Raw genomic sequence first — 14,819 nt, forward strand, 5'->3', positions numbered from 1 at the left:
TCAGCCGCCGTGGTGTTCGCCGTTGGCGCCGCGGCCGGGCTGGTCCCAGGCCGAGGAGGCGCGCAGCAGGCGGTCGAGGTCGCGCTTGGCGCGTGTGGGGTCGATGTCGGCCGGGAAGCGCAGCATCCAGTGGCCCAGCGGGTCGACCACGTAGAGGTGGTCTTCCAGGCGATGGCCGGGCGCGGGCTGCAGCCACTGCGCCAGCGCAGCGGCGTCGACGTGCAGCACGGTGGCGGCGGCCGTCGCGGCTTTCAGCGGCTCGCGCAGCTCGCTGGCGCCGGTGCGCAGCCAGACCCAGTCGAGGCGGTCTTTCTCGCGGCCCAGGGTCTCACGCAGCTGGCGCTGCAGGTACAGGTGCTTCTCGCAGGCGGCGTCGCAGGCGCTGTCGGCCACGCTGACCAGCAGCCACTGGCCTTCCAGCGCGCTCAGGGGCACGGAGCGGCCCTGGGCGTCGGTGCCGCTGATCGCCGGCAGCAAGGGCTGCGCCGCGATGAGTTCGCCGTAGTTGCGGCGGCCCTCCGGCCGGATCACGTAGTAGGTGAGGTACGAAGCGATGACGGGCGAGGCGCAGACCAGCAGGATGGCCAGCATCTTCCAGCGGCCGGTGCGTGTGGCGGCGGCGCGCTCGGCGTCGCCGCGGTCGGGCGTGGGCAGGCTGTGCACCGTCAGCGTCAGGGGTTCATCGGGCGTCTTGGCCATGGAGGCGGGCGCGTTGGCGGCGGGGTTGAATGATCTGGAACCAGAGGTAAAGGCCAGCGACCAGGGTGCACAGGGCGAACCACTGGAAGGCGTAGCCGTGGTGTTTGCTCACGTCGACGGCCGGCAGCGGCCATTGGCGGCGCAGCGGGCCCTCGTCGTCGCCCGTTTGCTGAACCGAGGGGTCCAGCAGCGCCAGCCCGGTTTCCAGGCGGTAGGCAGCGGGGTCGATATTTTGCCGGATGGCCCCGGTGCCGGCCTCGCCGAACTGGTAAAGGCGCCCGGGCGGCGGGGCCAAGCGGCCCTGCACGGTCACCTCGCCCGCGGGGGTGTCGACGTCGGGCACGCGCGCGCGGTCGTGGAAGTCGCGCGGCACCCAGCCGCGCTGCACCAGCACCACGCGCTCGCTGCCGCTCAGGCGCAGCGGCGTGACCAGGAAGAAGCCCACGCGGCCGTCCATCTGGCGGTTGTCCAGGAACACGTTGTGGCGCGCGATCCATTGGCCTCGCAGGCGCACCGGCCGGTACAGGCCGGCGGAGGGGTCGGTCTGCGCCAGCAGCGCGGCGTTGTCCCAGGCGGGCAGCTCGGCGCGCGACAGGATGGCGGCCTGCAGCGCGGTCTTCTGCCGCGCGCGGTCGAGCTGCCAGAGACCCAGCGACGCGGTCGCGGCCATGGTGAGCGCCGTGGCCACGGTGACGACCAGGAATCGCGCGCGGCTCATCGCCCGTCCTCCGCGCGGCCTTGTCCGACAGCGGCGCGCGGCCGGCCCCGGATAATGCGGGCCATGAAATACGTGGTGATCGTGGCTTTCGTGGCCATCATCGGCAGCCTGGCCGCGGCGCTGGTGTTCATGATGCGCGGCGGCGTGCACGACGGCAGCGAGGGCGAGGCCCCGCGCAAGCGACAGATGGCGCGCGCCCTGGCCTTTCGCGTGGGCTTTTCCGTGCTGCTGTTCGTGCTGGTGCTGGTGGCGTATTTCATGGGCTGGATCCAACCGACCGGCCTGCCCGTGCAACGCTGAGCCCGGCGCGCCGGCACCGAAAGAAAAAAGCGCCTCGCGGCGCTTTTTTCATGGGGCGATCGTCCCGGGGCGGGCATTACATCCAGTAGACGAGGATGTACAGGCCCAGCCAGACCACGTCCACGAAGTGCCAGTACCAGGCCGCGCCTTCGAAGCCGAAGTGGCGCTCGGCGGTGAAGTGGCCCTTGTGCAGACGCAGCGTGATGAACAGCAGCATGAGCATGCCCACGAACACGTGGAAACCGTGGAAACCGGTGAGCATGAAGAAGGTGGAGCCGAAGATGCCCGAGCTGAGCTTGAGGTTCAGGTCGGCGTAGGCGTGCGCGTATTCGTAGCCCTGCACCAGCAGGAAGACGAAGCCCAGCAGCACGGTGATCCACATGAAGCCGATGGTCTTGGCGCGTTGGCCGGCCTGCAGCGCGTGGTGGGCGATGGTCAGCGTGACACCCGAGGTGAGCAGCAGGGCCGTGTTGATGGTGGGCAGCCAGAACGGGCCCACGGTCTGGAAGGGCTCGACGATGTTGCCCGGCGACGCGGTGGCGCCGGCCTGCAGGCTGGGCCACACGGCCGAGAAGTCGGGCCAGATCAGCGCGTTCTCGATGCTGCCGAGGTTGGGCACCGAGTGCGCGCGCGCCCACCACAGAGCGGTGAAGAAGGCACCGAAGAACATCACCTCGGAGAAGATGAACCAGCTCATGCTCCAGCGGAACGAGAGGTCGATCTTGCGGCCGTACATGCCGGTCTCGCTCTCGTGCACGGCGTCGCGGAACCACTGGAACAGCACGAACAGCCAGAAGGCCAGGCCGAAGGCGAGCGCATACGCACCCCAGCCGTGGCCGTTGACCCATTGGGCAGCGCCCAGGATCACGAAGAAAAGGCCGATGGCGGCCATGACCGGATGACGCGACGGTCCGGGGACGAAGTAGTACGGCGTCGAGCCATGGGATGCTGCGGACATGCTGCTCACTCCTGTTGTGCTATCGCTGTGTCGATGTCAATGAATAGTCTGCGCGGGTCGCCGCCCTCATCCGGCGACCCAATTCACCAGCGCGATGAGCGCGCCGACGAAGATGAAGGCCATCACCAGGCCCACCGCCACCAGGTGCAGCGGGTTGAGGCGCTTGATGTCCTTCTCGTACTCGCCGCGCTGGCGCAGGCCCAGGAAACCCCAGAGCACCGCCTTGACAGTGCTCATCAGGGACCCAGACCGCGGCGGCGTGGCCATGCGGTTCACGCGCCCCCCTGCTGCGCCTTGGCGTCGGGCGCCAGGGCGGCCGCGTCGGGCGCCGGTGGTGTCTTGCCGCCCACCTCGAAGAAGGTGTACGACAACGTGATGGTGGTGACGTCCTTGGACAGGCGCGGGTCGATCACGAAGGCCACGGGCCACTCCTTCTTCTCGCCAGGCGCAAGCGTGTACTGCGTGAAGCAGAAGCACTCGAGCTTGTTGAAAAAGGCAGCCGCCTGCTTGGGCGCGTAACTCGGGATGGCCTGCGCGGCCATGGTGCGGTTCTGGATGTTCTGGAACTCGTACAGCACCGTGGTGAGTTCACCCGGGTGGACCTGGAGCGAACGCACGGCGGGTTTGAAATTCCAGGGACCGCGCACATTGGTGTCGAACTCGACGGTGATGGTGCGGCTGCGATCCACCTGCGTATTGGCGGGCAACTGGGCCGCGCCGGGAATGCGCGTCTCCGACACCGCCAGCACGTTGATGCCCAGGGCCTCGCAGATGTGGCGGTAGATCGGCACCAGCGCGTAGCCGAACGCGAACATGCCCAGCGCGATCACGCAGAGCTTGCCCACGATCTTGAGGTTTTCCTGGCGCAGACCCATCGAAACGCTCCGCTCAGCCGCCCAGCAGCACCATCTTGGCCACGAAGCCGAGGAAGAAGACCACGGCCACCGAGGCCAGGATCAGGCCCAGGCGCGCGTTGCTCTTTTTCTGTTCAGGCGTCATGGCGTGGCGTGCGAGGCGTTCAGCCGATCACCTTGGTGGCGGTGGCATCGAGCTTGGGCGGGTTCTCGAAGGTGTGGAAAGGCGCCGGCGAGGGCACTTCCCATTCCAGGCCTTCGGCCGCGTCCCAGGGCTTCTGAGGGGCCTTCTCGCCCTGGCCGCGCATGGCAGGCAGCACCACGGCGAGGAAGAAGTACACCTGCGCGAAACCGAAGCCGAAAGCGCCGATGGACGCAATCATGTTGAAGTCGGCGAACTGCATGGGGTAGTCGGCGTAGCGGCGGGGCATGCCGGCCAGACCCAGGAAGTGCATCGGGAAGAAGGTGATGTTGAACGAGATCATCGACCACCAGAAGTGGATCTTGCCGCGGGTCTCGCTGTACATCACGCCCGTCCACTTGGGCAGCCAGTAGTAGAGGCCGGAGAACATGGCGAACAGCGAGCCGGCCACCAGCACATAGTGGAAGTGCGCCACCACGTAGTAGGTGTCCTGCATCTGGATGTCAATCGGCGCGACCGACAGGATCAGGCCGGTGAAGCCGCCCACGGTGAACACGAAGATGAAGCCCACGGCCCACAGCATCGGGGTCTCGAAGGTCATCGAGCCTTTCCACATGGTCGCGACCCAGTTGAAGATCTTCACGCCCGTGGGCACGGCGATCAGCATCGTGGAGTACATGAAGAAGAGCTGGCCCGTCACCGGCATGCCGGTGGTGAACATGTGGTGCGCCCACACGACGAAGGACAGGATGGCGATGGAGCCGGTGGCGTACACCATGGAGGCGTAGCCGAACAGCTTCTTGCGCGCGAAAGCGGGCACGACCTGGCTCACGATGCCGAAGGCCGGCAGGATCATGATGTAGACCTCGGGGTGGCCGAAGAACCAGAAGATGTGCTGGTACATCACCGGGTCGCCGCCGCCGGCGGGGTTGAAGAAGCTGGTGCCGAAGTGACGGTCGGTCAGCGTCATGGTGATGGCGCCGGCCAGCACGGGCATCACGGCGATCAGCAGGTAGGCGGTGATGAGCCAGGTCCAGCAGAACATGGGCATCTTCATCAGCGTCATGCCGGGCGCGCGCATGTTCAGGATGGTCACGATGATGTTGATCGAGCCCATGATCGACGAGGCGCCCATGATGTGCATGGCGAAGATGCCGGCGTCCATCGAGGGGCCCATCTGCAGCGTGAGCGGCGCGTAGAGCGTCCAGCCCGCGGCGGGCGCGCCGCCGGGCATGAAGAACGAGCCCACGAGCATCAGGGCCGCCGGAATGAGCAGCCAGAAGCTCAGGTTGTTCATCCGCGCGAAGGCCATGTCGGAGGCCCCGATCTGCAGCGGGATCATCCAGTTCGCGAAGCCCACGAAGGCCGGCATGATGGCGCCGAACACCATGATCAGGCCGTGCATGGTGGTGAGCTGGTTGAACAGCTCGGGGTTCACCAGCTGCAGGCCGGGCTGGAACAGCTCGGCGCGGATGCCCAGGGCCAGCAGGCCACCGATCATCAGCATGGTGAAGGAGAACAGCAGGTACAGGGTACCGATGTCCTTGTGGTTGGTGGCAAACACCCAGCGGCGCCAGCCCGTGGGGGCGTGGTGGTCGTGGTCGTGGCCGTGCGCGTCGTGGTGGTCAAGCACTGCACTCATGGTCTGTTCCTCAGGTTCTCAATCTCGATGCGCGGACGGGTCACTTGCGCGCGGCCTGCACTTCGGCGGGCTGCACGATCTGCTCGGTCTTGTTGCTCCAGCTGTTCTTGGCGTAGGTCATGACCGCGGCCAGCTCGGTGTCAGACAGCTGTTTCCAGGCGGGCATGGCGCCGTTGTTCTGGCCATTGAGCAGCACGTGGGTCATCTTGCCCTTGTCGGCGTCGAGCACGACGGCCGAGCCGTCGAGCGGCTTGATGGGGCCCGCGCCCTTGCCGTTGGCCTGGTGGCAGGCCGCGCAGTTGGCGGCGTAGACGGATTCGCCGCGCTTGACCAGGTCGGTCAGCGTCCAGACCTTGCTCGGGTCGTCGGCCGCGGCGGCCATGGCCTTGTGCTTCTCACCCACCCAGGCGCTGTATTCCTCGGCCGACACCACCTTCACGTGGATCGGCATGTAGGCGTGTTCCTTGCCGCACAGCTCGGCGCACTGACCGTAGAAATCGCCGGTTTTCTCGGCGCGGAACCAGGTGTCGCGCACGAAGCCGGGGATGGCGTCTTGCTTGACGCCGAAGGCCGGCACCATCCAGGCGTGGATCACGTCGTTGGCGGTGGTGATGATGCGCACCTTCTTGCCCACGGGCACCACCAGCGGGTTGTCGACCTTGAGCAGGTAGTCGTCGGTGGCCTCGGGCTTGCCGCTGTTGGACATCACGCGGTGCGAGGTGTCCAGCGTGGAGAGGAAGCCGATGCCCTCGCCCTCGCCCTTGATGTATTCGTAGCCCCACTTCCACTGCATGCCCACGGCCTTGATGGTCACGTCGGCGTTGGTGGTGTCCTTCTGTGCCACCAGCACCTTGGTGGCGGGCAGCGCCATGCCGATGACGATGAGCAGGGGGACGATGGTCCAGCCCAGCTCCACCCAGATCGGCTCGGGCAGCGCCTGCGACTGGTGGCCCACCGACTTGCGGTGCTTGAGGATGGAATAGAACATGACGCCGAAGACGATCACGAAGATCACGGCGCAGATGCCCATCATGAACCAGTGCAGCCAGTGCTGCTCTTCGGCGATCTTGGTGACCGGCGGGGCGAAGTTGAGCTGGTTGACCGCGGGGCCGCCCGGCAGATCGTTGACCTTCTGCGCGGCCGCCGAGGTCCAGACCCCGGCGCTCAGCAGCGCCAGTCCCACCGCGTTCCGCGCTGCACGTAGGGCTTGCAGCGTCTTTGTCGTCTTGCTCACTTGTTGCGCCTCAAATATAAGTGTCGATTGATATCGACCCCGATTACACCAAAACCTGCCAGGCCTGCGCCAGCGCTTCGCGCGCCGTGCAAGGCAGTCGCATCTCACGCGCCAATCAGGAACGCGCCCCCGGACGCGGCACGCCGGCACAGGGGGAAATGCCCTTGAACCCAAACCGCGGGATTGTAGCCGCCGCCATAGGGCGCCCCTGCTGCAAGCCGGGACCCCTTGGTCGGGTTTGGTTCAGCTGCGGCGCTGGCGCAGCTGCTCGCGCAGCGCGTCCAGCGGCACGGTGGCGTCCCCGCGCGGCGGCTTGGGCGCCGCTTTGAAGGCGTGGCCATAGACGATTTCGACCGTCAGGCGCAGGCGGCCGCCGTCGGTTCGCGGGCCTCGCGCCTCGATCGCCGCCAACAGGCGCTCGCGCCAGCCCCGGCCCCGACAGGCCCCGAAGCGCTCGGTCGAGAGGTTGCGCCCGAAACCGCGCAGCTCATCGACCAGGCTGGCGGCGCTGCCGTAGGTGAGTTCGAGTCGCTCCATGTCCATGACCGGCTCGGCGAAGCCACCATGCACCAGCATGTCGCCCCAGTCGTGCATGTCGGTGAAGGCGTGCGCGGGCGCGGGCCAGCCCTCGGCCGCCCAGACCGCGCGCAGCTCGTTCAGGCTGTCCGGGCCCAGGCAGGCGAACATCAGGAAGCCGCCGGTGGCGATGTGCGAATGCCAGCGCGCGATCAGGCGCTGCGGCTGGGGCTCGGCGTGCAGGCCCATATTGGCCCAGAGCATCTGCACCGGTCGCTGCGGGTCGGCGGCTCGGGGCTCCACCCAGCGCGGGCGCAGCGGGTTCCAGGACCGGGGTGCGGGCTCCCGGGTGGCCGCGGCGGCGCGCGCCATGTCGCGCGACCACACCTGCCACTCGGCGCGGGGCAGCGCCGCGCGCAGCCGCGCGTGCGTCTTCAGGCCGCCGAGCACGGGCTCCCAGTGCAGCCAGCTCGTGGGCGGCTCGCGGAACCACTGCAGGCGATCGGCCATGCGCCCGCCCACTTCCTCGTGCAGCCAGGGGCTGTCGGTGCGCGGCAGACCCTGCCAGCGGGCGCAGGCCACGGCATCGAGGCCGGGCACGGCGTCGGCAGCGTCGGGGGGGGATGGGTTCAAGGCGGCGAGCCGGTGCGAACCGGCCCCGGTATCGGGAGGGAGCGCTCAGTATATTGAGCCCGCATGCGCCGCTTCGCCGTATGGACACCCGGTGGGTCATGGCCCAGCCAATGCCATGTGTGCGGCCGGTGGCCGGCCTGGCCGCTGTGCGAGGCCTGCCGCCAGCGCTTCGCGCCGGCGCGCCCCCGCTGCCCGCGCTGCGCCGCCCCCGCCCCCGCCACCGACCCGTCCCTCTGCCCCTGCATGGCGCGGGCCGTCGATCCCGTGCTCGGCGCCTGCGTGGCCGCGGTGGACTACGCCTTTCCCTGGGACCGGCTGATCGCGCGCTTCAAGTTCCACGGCGAGACCGCCTGGGCCCGGACCTTCGCCGGCCTGATGCGGGCCGCGCCCGGCGCCGACGCCCTGCTCGACGCGGCCGACGGCATCGTGCCCTTGCCGCTGACCCCCGGGCGCCTGGCCGAACGCGGCCACCACCCGCCCTGGGCGCTGGCCCGGGCCCTCGTGCCACGGCGCCCAGGCGCACTGCGGCCGGACGCGCTGATGCGCCTGAGCGACGGCCCCGCCCAGCACCGCCTGGCCCGCGAAGAACGCCTGCGCAACCTCCGCGGCGCGTTCGCGGTGCCGGCCAAAGACCTGCCGCGACTGCGCGGCGCCCGGCTGCTGCTGGTGGACGACGTGGTCACCACCGGCGCCACCCTGGACGCCGCCGCCCAGGCCCTGCTGGCGGCGGGCGCCGCGCGCGTCGACGCCCTGGTCTTCGCCCGCACCCCGGCACCGCACGAGCGCGCGGACTGAGGCGCGCCACTATCATGCGCGCCCCACCATGTTCAATGTCGTCCTGGTCCACCCCGAAATCCCGCCCAACACGGGCAACGTGATCCGCCTGTGCGCCAACACCGGGTGCGCGCTGCACCTGATCGAGCCCCTGGGCTTTTCCATGGACGACAAGCTGATGCGGCGCGCCGGACTGGACTACCACGAGTACGCCGAGGTGCGTCGCCACGCCGGCTGGGGGGCCTTCCTGCAAGCCGAGCGACCCGATCCCGAGCGCCTGTTCGCGCTGACCACGCGCGGCCAGCGCGGCGTGCACGACACCGCGTGGCGGGCGGGCGACTGGCTGGTGTTCGGGGCGGAATCGAGCGGCCTGCCCGAGGCGGTCCGGGCGGACATCGCCCCCGAGCGATGGCTGCGCCTGCCCATGCGGGCGGGCCAGCGCAGCCTCAACCTGTCCAACGCGGTGGCCGTCGCCGTGTTCGAAGCCTGGCGCCAAAACGGCTTCCAAGGCGGGGTTGCGTGATCCATATCACGCGAGCTCCCCCTGAAACATCCCCCATTTGTGGCAACTGATCCACCATGCGCGCCATGGAGACCACGATCAACCCCCGCCACCACCGGCTGCCCGCCACCGGTCCGCGCCGGGACCGCGGGCCGCAGGGACACCCGGTGATCGCGCGCATCGCCCGATGGATCGGCGTGGTGCACCCCCAACCCCAGCCGCGCACGCCGCACTTGCGGGACATCGTCGCCATCCGCCAGCGCCTGCTGGCCACCATCGAGGACTGCGTGCACTCCGTGCCGGCCCTGCGCCTGCGCCGCCAGATCGAGCAGGCACGCAGCCCTCAGGAGCTCTGGCTGCTGCGCAACGACGCCTTCCAGCTCATCGCCCAGCGACACAGCCAGCACGTGGCCGCCGCGCGCATCGACGCCCTGCGCCAGCTGTTCGAAGACTGGCTGGACCCCAAGCAGCTCGCCCGCATCCGCTGAGCCCTGCGCTCAGGGATAGTGGCGCACCAGCGACTCGGCCAGGCACACCGGCTTCTCGCTGCCTTCCCGCTCCACCGTGACCGCCCAGGTCATCTGGCGCCCGCCGTTGTCGATCGGCTCGCAGGCCTGCAGCGCCATGTGCGCGCGCAGGCGGCTGCCCACCGGCACCGGGGCGGTGAAGCGCACCCGGTTCAGCCCGTAGTTCACGCCCATGCGCGAGGCGCGCACGCTCATCGCGGACTCGAAAAACACCGGCAGCAGCGACAGCGTGAGAAAACCGTGCGCGATGGGCGCGCCGAAAGGACCGGCCCTGGCCCGCTCCACATCGACGTGGATCCACTGCTGGTCGCCGGTGGCGTCGGCGAAGCGGTTCACCCGCTCCTGGGTGATGGTGACCCAGTCGCTGGTGACCACGGCCCGGCCCACCAGCGCATCGAATTCCTCGAGGGTGTCGAATGTGCGCATTGGCGCACTCTACAAATCCGGGCCGCGATCGGATGTCGGGCGCGCGACAAGCCCCGGCCTCAGCGGTCCAGCCAGTCGCAGATGCCCTGCCACTGCTGCAGATCCTTCTCCACCCGCCAGGGCGCCACGTCGAACAGCGTGAGGCCGCGCGCGGCCAGGTGGATGTAGTTCTGCGTGTCGCGCAGATAACCCAGCACCGGCAGGTCCAGGCTGGCCACGAACTCGGCCAGCTTGTCGGCCGCGATGGTTCGCGGATCGACCCGCATGCCCACGATGCCCACGGCGGCGCGCCGCGTCTCGGTCAGCTCGTCGAGGAAATCGCGCGTGGCGTAGATATCGAAGATGCTGGGCTGCAGCGGCACGATGACCTTGTTGGCCAGCTTGAGCACGTCCTTGAAGCGCTTGCCGTGCAGGCCGGCGGGCGTGTCCAGCACCACGTGCGTGGCCTCTTTTGGCGGGCGCGCGATCTGGTCGTGCGACACCTCCCAGGTGTGGATAGGGCGCGCCGTGGGTGGCCGCAGGCGCAGCCACAGCGCCGATGACTGCTGGCGGTCCACGTCGCCCAGCATGACGGTGTGGCCGCGGCTGGCGTAGTAGCCGGCCACATTGGTCGACAGCGTGGTCTTGCCGACGCCCCCCTTCGGATTCGCAACCACCACGATCGGCATGTCGTCTCCTTGAGTTCGGCCCCCTGGGGCGGCCGGTACTGGCACAGGTAAGCCTATGTTAGCCCGAGCCCGTCCCAGACCAGTTTGCAGCCCGTGAGGAACATGCCGGTGTAGATGAGGCGGTAGAACAGCACCGGCCGGATGCGGTGCGCGATGCGCACCCCGATCCACACCCCCACCGGCGCCAGCGGCAGCAGCACCAGCGAGGTGGCCATGTTGCGCAGGTCGATCAGCCCCAGCCAGGCGTAGGGCACCCACTTGGCCATGTTCACGAAGAAAAAGAAGAAGGCCATGGTGCCCGTGAACAGCAGTGGCGGCAGGCGCATGGGGATCACGTAGGCGTTGATCGGCGGCCCGCCCGCGTGCGCCACGAAGCTGGTGAAGCCCGAGGTGGCGGTGAGGATGGCGCCCACCCAGCGCGGCGGCGGCGCGCTGTCGGGCCGGGGCGGGAACAGCAGGCGCTGGGCGAGGAACAGCAGCGTGAAGGCGCCCACGATGCCCGCGACCAGCCGCGGCTCCAGCCAGCGGAACAGCAGCGTGCCGATCACGATGCCCAGCAGGCCATAGGGCAACAGGAACTTCAGCAGCTGCCGGTCCACGTTCTTGCGAAAGGCCGCCATGCCCAGCAGGTCCATCACCAGCAGCACCGGCATCAGGATGGCCGCGGCCTGCGGCACCGTCACGGCCAGCGCCATCAGCGGCACCGCCAGCGAACCGAAGCCAGCGCCAAAGCCGCTCTTGCTGATGCCCAGCAGCAGCACGGCCGGCACGGCCACGGCATAGAAGAAAGGGTCGGTGATGAGGGGAAGCGATGACACGGAAGACAATCCGGCGATGCAAAACGTGACATTGTGGGGGGGAAACCCTCAGGCTGCTGGTGGAGGTGGCCGCCACCGCGGCGTTCGCGCTGTCGGGCATCCTGGAGGGCGCGCGCAAGCGGCTCGACGCGGTCGGTGTGGTCGTCGTCGGGTTTCTGGCGGCCTTCGGCGGAGGCACGCTGCGCGACCTGCTGCTCGACCAGCGCCCGTTCTTCTGGGTGCACCACGTGGAGCTGCTGTGGGGCGTGCTGGGCCTGAGCGTGCTGGCCATGCTGTTCCTGCGCACGCGGCACTTCGAGGTCACCGAGCGCGCCATGCAGTGGCCCGACGCCCTGGGCCTGGGCCTGTTCGCCGCCACCGGCGCGCACCAGGCGCTGCTGCTGGAGATGCCGCCCCTGGTGGCCGTGCTCATGGGCATCGTCACCGGCGTGGCCGGCGGCGTGCTGCGCGACGTGGTCTGCAACCAGATCCCCAGCGCTTTTCGCGACCACCGGCCCTACGCGGTCTGCGCCTTTGTGGGCGGCTGGGTCTATGTGGGCTTGTGGGCGATCGCGGCACCGGGCTGGCTGGCGCTGTCGGGCTGCGTGGGCGTCACGGCCGGGCTGCGCGGCCTGGCGCTGTGGCGCGATTGGCAGTTGCCGCAGTGGCGGCTTTGAGTCCCGGGGACAATCGCGCCATGTTCAACCCTTCCCAAGCCGACGTGCGCCGCTTCTTCTGCGGCGCCTACGCCAAGCTGCGCGACGCCCAGCCCATGGACGCGCTGGAGCGGCTCGCCGCCCAGTGGATCGCCGAGCACCCCGAATACCACGGCGATCTGGCCGACGCCGAGGCCGCCGTGGCGCGGCTGAGCCAGCCCGACGCGGCGCGCGAGAACCCTTTCCTGCACCTGTCCATGCACCTGTCGATCAGCGAGCAGTCCAGCATCGACCAGCCGCCGGGCATCCGCCAGGCCGTGGAACTGCTCACCGCGCGCCGGGGCGACCTGCACACCGCCCACCATGAGGTGATGGAGTGCCTGGGCGCCATGCTCTGGGAAAGCCAGCGCGCCGGCCGCCCGCCCGACGGCCAGGCCTACATCGACGCCGTGCGCCGGCGGGCGACACTGGACTGAACCAACAAAAAGGCCGCTCGGTGAGCGGCCTTTTTTCTGATGCCCGTCGCGTGCTCAGCGGAAGCGCGACTGCGGCACGGTCTGCAGCTCGCCCTGCACAGTGCTCAGGTACTTGGAGATGGCGCGCATCTCGGCCGGGGTGTACTGCTTGGCGATGCCGGCCATGATGCCGTTGCTGCGGCCGATCAGCTTGTTGCCCTCGACGGTGTACGACTTGAGCGCCACGAACAGGTAGTCGGGGTGCTGGCCGCCGATCTTGGGGTAGCTCGGGTCGATGGGCTTGCTGAAGTTGACACCGTGGCAGGAGACGCAGGCGCCCTTCTGCAGCAGCGCGGCGACCTCGGCGCTCGCGGCGGCCGGGGTCTCCGGCGCGGCGGGGCCGGCCTGGCCAGCATAGAAGGCCGCGAGATCGGCCATGTCCTGCTCACTCAGCGAACCGGCGATGCCGCGCATGGACGGGTGCTTGCGGTCGCCCTTCTGGTAGGCCTTGAGGGCCGCCACGATGTACGGCGCACCCTGGCCCGAGATCTTGGGCACCTTGTGGATTTCGGGGAAGCTGTTCTGGTAGCCGGGGATGCCGTGGCAGCCGATGCACATCTCGGCCTTCTTGTGGCCGGCTTCGACGTCACCGGTGACGCCCTGCGCCTGGGCCGATGCGGCAGCGACAAACAGCGTCGCAGCGGCGACAAGGGTACGGGCGATCGGTTTCAGCAGTGGGGTCATTTTGCTAGCACAATCAAGAACGGCCGGGAAAGATCAACCGCGAATTATATGAGCGGTCGCCGCGTCTCCCGCCACATCCCGAGTCCCGCGCGCGGACAGCCGCGCCGCCATCCCGAGGCCGCCTCCATGAAATTCCAGGGTTCCCAGAACTACGTCGCCACGCAAGACCTGATGCTGGCGGTCAACGCCGCCATCACGCTCAAGCGCCCGCTGCTGGTCAAGGGCGAGCCCGGCACCGGCAAAACCATGCTCGCCGAGGAGGTCGCCCAGGCCCTGGACATGCCCCTGCTGCAGTGGCACATCAAGAGCACCACCAAGGCCCAGCAGGGCCTGTACGAATACGACGCCGTCAGCCGCCTGCGCGACTCGCAGCTGGGCGACGAGCGGGTGAAGGACATCCACAACTACATCGTCAAGGGCGTGCTGTGGCAGGCCTTCACGGCCGACCAGCCGGTCGCGCTGCTGATCGACGAGATCGACAAGGCCGACATCGAATTCCCGAACGACCTGCTGCGCGAGCTCGACCGCATGGAGTTCTACTGCTACGAAACGCACGAACTCATCAAGGCCAAGCACCGCCCCCTGGTCTTCATCACCTCGAACAACGAAAAGGAGCTGCCCGACGCCTTCCTGCGCCGCTGCTTCTTCCACTACATCAAGTTCCCCGACGCCGAGACGATGCACAAGATCGTCGACGTGCACTTCCCCCAGCTCAAGCAGGACCTGCTGAAGGTCGCCATGAAGACCTTCTACGACGTGCGCAACCTGCCCGGCCTGAAAAAGAAGCCCAGCACCAGCGAACTGCTCGACTGGCTCAAGCTGCTGATGGCCGAGGACATCCCGCTGGAGGCGCTGCAGAGCGCCGACGACAAGGTCGCCATTCCGCCGCTGGTTGGCGCGCTGCTCAAGAACGAGCAGGACACCACGCTGTTCGAGAAGCTGGTGTTCATGAACCAGAGGAACCGCTGATGTTCGTGGCCCCCGTCGTCCTGAGCGAACGCGGCCTGCGGCTGGAGCCCCTGGACCGGCGCCACGAGGACGGCCTGCGCGCGGCGGCGGCCGACGGCGAGCTCTGGACGCTGCGGGTCACCTCCGTGCCCGAACCCGGTCAGACGCGCGACTACATCGACACCGCGCTGCGCATGCGCGAAGAGGGCAGCCGCTTCGCCTTCGCGGTGGTCGACGAAGCCAGTGGCGCGGTGCTGGGCAGCACCAGCTACCACGACATCCTGCCCGCGGTGAAGCGCGTGGAGATCGGCTACACCTGGTACGCCCGGCGCGCGCAGCGCACCCACGTCAACACCACCTGCAAGCTGCTCATGATGGGCCACGCCTTCGACACCCTGGGCTGCCACGTGGTGGGCTGGCGCACCGACAACTACAACTTCGCCTCGCAACAGGCCATCGAACGGCTGGGCGCGAGAAAGGACGGCGTCATCCGCGGCCACGCTCTGCGCCGCGACGGCACCATCCGCGACACGGTCATGTACAGCATGCGCGCGGGCGAATGGCCCGAGGCGCGTGCGCAGCTGCTGTACCTGCGGGCGCGGCACGACTGAACCCGGGGAGATCGC

The 14,819-nt window shown here is 68.7% G+C and carries 21 protein-coding genes; 8 read left to right on the forward strand and 13 right to left on the reverse strand.

From position 1 onward, the window contains the following. Both SOM08_RS16915 and SOM08_RS16920 read right to left on the reverse strand, forming a co-directional pair. Positions 1-699: a hypothetical protein gene (locus SOM08_RS16915; protein ID WP_322469351.1), complete on the reverse strand. Its 699-nt coding sequence runs from the start codon at positions 697-699 to the stop codon at positions 1-3. Further along, on the reverse strand, positions 680-1,417 hold the full coding sequence (locus SOM08_RS16920) for an SURF1 family protein (protein ID WP_322469352.1): 738 nt from the start codon (positions 1,415-1,417) through the stop codon (positions 680-682). The genes SOM08_RS16915 and SOM08_RS16920 overlap by 20 nt, the downstream gene beginning before the upstream one ends. Before the next feature lie 54 nt (positions 1,418-1,471). Between SOM08_RS16920 and SOM08_RS16925 the strand changes: the two genes are divergently transcribed. Then, complete coding sequence (locus SOM08_RS16925; protein WP_416186969.1) at positions 1,472-1,717, forward strand: twin transmembrane helix small protein; 246 nt, start codon at positions 1,472-1,474, stop codon at positions 1,715-1,717. Between the two features lie 76 nt (positions 1,718-1,793). Here the strand turns inward: SOM08_RS16925 and SOM08_RS16930 are convergent, their stop codons facing one another. The 7 genes from SOM08_RS16930 to SOM08_RS16960 all read right to left on the reverse strand — a co-directional run bounded on the left by SOM08_RS16930 (position 1,794) and on the right by SOM08_RS16960 (position 7,696). Further along, on the reverse strand, positions 1,794-2,675 hold the full coding sequence (locus tag SOM08_RS16930) for a cytochrome c oxidase subunit 3 (RefSeq protein ID WP_116959387.1): 882 nt from the start codon (positions 2,673-2,675) through the stop codon (positions 1,794-1,796). 66 nt (positions 2,676-2,741) lie between these two features. Then, the gene (locus tag SOM08_RS16935; protein WP_322469353.1) at positions 2,742-2,912 is read right to left on the reverse strand and encodes a DUF2970 domain-containing protein; all 171 of its coding nucleotides are present in this window, start codon (positions 2,910-2,912) and stop codon (positions 2,742-2,744) included. A 35-nt stretch (positions 2,913-2,947) separates the two neighbouring features. Beyond that, positions 2,948-3,550: a cytochrome c oxidase assembly protein gene (locus SOM08_RS16940; RefSeq protein ID WP_116959385.1), complete on the reverse strand. Its 603-nt coding sequence runs from the start codon at positions 3,548-3,550 to the stop codon at positions 2,948-2,950. Between the two features lie 13 nt (positions 3,551-3,563). Then, a complete protein-coding gene (locus tag SOM08_RS16945; protein ID WP_220377561.1) occupies positions 3,564-3,674 on the reverse strand; it encodes a cytochrome oxidase small assembly protein in 111 nt (36 codons plus the stop codon). Positions 3,675-3,693: 19 nt separating this feature from the next. Continuing rightward, positions 3,694-5,313, reverse strand: a complete 1,620-nt coding sequence (gene ctaD, locus SOM08_RS16950; protein WP_070397366.1) for a cytochrome c oxidase subunit I — start codon at positions 5,311-5,313, stop codon at positions 3,694-3,696. Between the two features lie 40 nt (positions 5,314-5,353). Next, positions 5,354-6,526, reverse strand: coding sequence for a cytochrome c oxidase subunit II (gene coxB, locus SOM08_RS16955; RefSeq protein WP_116959618.1), 1,173 nt, complete (start codon positions 6,524-6,526; stop codon positions 5,354-5,356). Between the two features lie 264 nt (positions 6,527-6,790). Continuing rightward, positions 6,791-7,696, reverse strand: a complete 906-nt coding sequence (locus SOM08_RS16960; RefSeq protein ID WP_322469354.1) for a biotin synthase — start codon at positions 7,694-7,696, stop codon at positions 6,791-6,793. 243 nt (positions 7,697-7,939) lie between these two features. Here SOM08_RS16960 and SOM08_RS16965 point away from each other — a divergent pair, with 243 nt between their 5' ends. The 3 genes from SOM08_RS16965 to SOM08_RS16975 all read left to right on the forward strand — a co-directional run bounded on the left by SOM08_RS16965 (position 7,940) and on the right by SOM08_RS16975 (position 9,460). After that, positions 7,940-8,491 (forward strand): ComF family protein, encoded by a 552-nt coding sequence (locus tag SOM08_RS16965; RefSeq protein WP_322469355.1) that lies wholly within the window; start codon positions 7,940-7,942, stop codon positions 8,489-8,491. Positions 8,492-8,519: 28 nt separating this feature from the next. Continuing rightward, a complete protein-coding gene (gene trmL, locus SOM08_RS16970) occupies positions 8,520-8,993 on the forward strand; it encodes a tRNA (uridine(34)/cytosine(34)/5-carboxymethylaminomethyluridine(34)-2'-O)-methyltransferase TrmL (protein ID WP_116959379.1) in 474 nt (157 codons plus the stop codon). A gap of 65 nt (positions 8,994-9,058) precedes the next feature. Continuing rightward, positions 9,059-9,460, forward strand: a complete 402-nt coding sequence (locus tag SOM08_RS16975) for a hypothetical protein (RefSeq protein WP_139146913.1) — start codon at positions 9,059-9,061, stop codon at positions 9,458-9,460. 9 nt (positions 9,461-9,469) lie between these two features. Here SOM08_RS16975 and SOM08_RS16980 read toward each other — a convergent pair whose 3' ends face one another. Genes SOM08_RS16980 through SOM08_RS16990 form a run of 3 tightly spaced genes read right to left on the reverse strand, consistent with a single transcriptional unit; the run spans position 9,470 to position 11,411 of the window. Continuing rightward, on the reverse strand, positions 9,470-9,925 hold the full coding sequence (locus SOM08_RS16980; protein WP_116959376.1) for a MaoC family dehydratase: 456 nt from the start codon (positions 9,923-9,925) through the stop codon (positions 9,470-9,472). A gap of 59 nt (positions 9,926-9,984) precedes the next feature. Next, positions 9,985-10,593, reverse strand: coding sequence for a ParA family protein (locus SOM08_RS16985; RefSeq protein ID WP_116959374.1), 609 nt, complete (start codon positions 10,591-10,593; stop codon positions 9,985-9,987). Positions 10,594-10,646: 53 nt separating this feature from the next. Continuing rightward, positions 10,647-11,411, reverse strand: a complete 765-nt coding sequence (locus tag SOM08_RS16990; protein WP_070397359.1) for a sulfite exporter TauE/SafE family protein — start codon at positions 11,409-11,411, stop codon at positions 10,647-10,649. A gap of 65 nt (positions 11,412-11,476) precedes the next feature. Here SOM08_RS16990 and SOM08_RS16995 point away from each other — a divergent pair, with 65 nt between their 5' ends. Beyond that, positions 11,477-12,067, forward strand: a complete 591-nt coding sequence (locus SOM08_RS16995; protein ID WP_322469356.1) for a trimeric intracellular cation channel family protein — start codon at positions 11,477-11,479, stop codon at positions 12,065-12,067. 20 nt (positions 12,068-12,087) lie between these two features. Further along, a complete protein-coding gene (locus SOM08_RS17000) occupies positions 12,088-12,522 on the forward strand; it encodes a DUF1841 family protein (RefSeq protein WP_116959370.1) in 435 nt (144 codons plus the stop codon). A 54-nt stretch (positions 12,523-12,576) separates the two neighbouring features. Here the strand turns inward: SOM08_RS17000 and SOM08_RS17005 are convergent, their stop codons facing one another. After that, positions 12,577-13,245 carry a c-type cytochrome gene (locus tag SOM08_RS17005; RefSeq protein ID WP_116959368.1) on the reverse strand — a complete coding sequence of 223 codons (669 nt, stop codon included), beginning with the start codon at positions 13,243-13,245 and terminating at the stop codon, positions 12,577-12,579. Between the two features lie 126 nt (positions 13,246-13,371). Here SOM08_RS17005 and SOM08_RS17010 point away from each other — a divergent pair, with 126 nt between their 5' ends. Together SOM08_RS17010 and SOM08_RS17015 are read left to right on the forward strand one after the other, a co-directional pair. Then, positions 13,372-14,214: an AAA family ATPase gene (locus tag SOM08_RS17010; protein ID WP_116959366.1), complete on the forward strand. Its 843-nt coding sequence runs from the start codon at positions 13,372-13,374 to the stop codon at positions 14,212-14,214. Beyond that, positions 14,211-14,804 carry a GNAT family protein gene (locus SOM08_RS17015; protein WP_322470712.1) on the forward strand — a complete coding sequence of 198 codons (594 nt, stop codon included), beginning with the start codon at positions 14,211-14,213 and terminating at the stop codon, positions 14,802-14,804. Before SOM08_RS17010 ends, SOM08_RS17015 begins: the two co-directional genes overlap by 4 nt. The last annotated feature ends 15 nt before the right edge of the window (positions 14,805-14,819 follow it).

Source organism: Hydrogenophaga sp. SNF1, from assembly GCF_034421675.1.
GTDB classification, from domain to species: Bacteria; Pseudomonadota; Gammaproteobacteria; order Burkholderiales; family Burkholderiaceae_C; genus Hydrogenophaga; species Hydrogenophaga borbori.

Bases quoted from the DNA above. Each gene is read 5' to 3' on its own strand.
- trmL (WP_116959379.1), top strand. From the start codon at position 8,520: ATGTTCAATGTCGTCCTGGTCCACCCCGAAATCCCGCCCAACACGGGC.
- SOM08_RS16945 (WP_220377561.1), bottom strand. From the start codon at position 3,674: ATGACGCCTGAACAGAAAAAGAGCAACGCGCGCCTGGGCCTGATCCTG.
- SOM08_RS17005 (WP_116959368.1), bottom strand. From the start codon at position 13,245: ATGACCCCACTGCTGAAACCGATCGCCCGTACCCTTGTCGCCGCTGCG.
- SOM08_RS16975 (WP_139146913.1), top strand. From the start codon at position 9,059: ATGGAGACCACGATCAACCCCCGCCACCACCGGCTGCCCGCCACCGGT.
- SOM08_RS16915 (WP_322469351.1), bottom strand. From the start codon at position 699: ATGGCCAAGACGCCCGATGAACCCCTGACGCTGACGGTGCACAGCCTG.
- SOM08_RS17010 (WP_116959366.1), top strand. From the start codon at position 13,372: ATGAAATTCCAGGGTTCCCAGAACTACGTCGCCACGCAAGACCTGATG.
- SOM08_RS16930 (WP_116959387.1), bottom strand. From the start codon at position 2,675: ATGTCCGCAGCATCCCATGGCTCGACGCCGTACTACTTCGTCCCCGGA.
- SOM08_RS17000 (WP_116959370.1), top strand. From the start codon at position 12,088: ATGTTCAACCCTTCCCAAGCCGACGTGCGCCGCTTCTTCTGCGGCGCC.
- SOM08_RS16935 (WP_322469353.1), bottom strand. From the start codon at position 2,912: ATGAGCACTGTCAAGGCGGTGCTCTGGGGTTTCCTGGGCCTGCGCCAG.
- SOM08_RS16980 (WP_116959376.1), bottom strand. From the start codon at position 9,925: ATGCGCACATTCGACACCCTCGAGGAATTCGATGCGCTGGTGGGCCGG.
- ctaD (WP_070397366.1), bottom strand. From the start codon at position 5,313: ATGAGTGCAGTGCTTGACCACCACGACGCGCACGGCCACGACCACGAC.
- SOM08_RS16965 (WP_322469355.1), top strand. From the start codon at position 7,940: ATGGCGCGGGCCGTCGATCCCGTGCTCGGCGCCTGCGTGGCCGCGGTG.
- SOM08_RS16940 (WP_116959385.1), bottom strand. From the start codon at position 3,550: ATGGGTCTGCGCCAGGAAAACCTCAAGATCGTGGGCAAGCTCTGCGTG.
- SOM08_RS16985 (WP_116959374.1), bottom strand. From the start codon at position 10,593: ATGCCGATCGTGGTGGTTGCGAATCCGAAGGGGGGCGTCGGCAAGACC.
- SOM08_RS16925 (WP_416186969.1), top strand. From the start codon at position 1,472: ATGCGGGCCATGAAATACGTGGTGATCGTGGCTTTCGTGGCCATCATC.
- SOM08_RS16920 (WP_322469352.1), bottom strand. From the start codon at position 1,417: ATGAGCCGCGCGCGATTCCTGGTCGTCACCGTGGCCACGGCGCTCACC.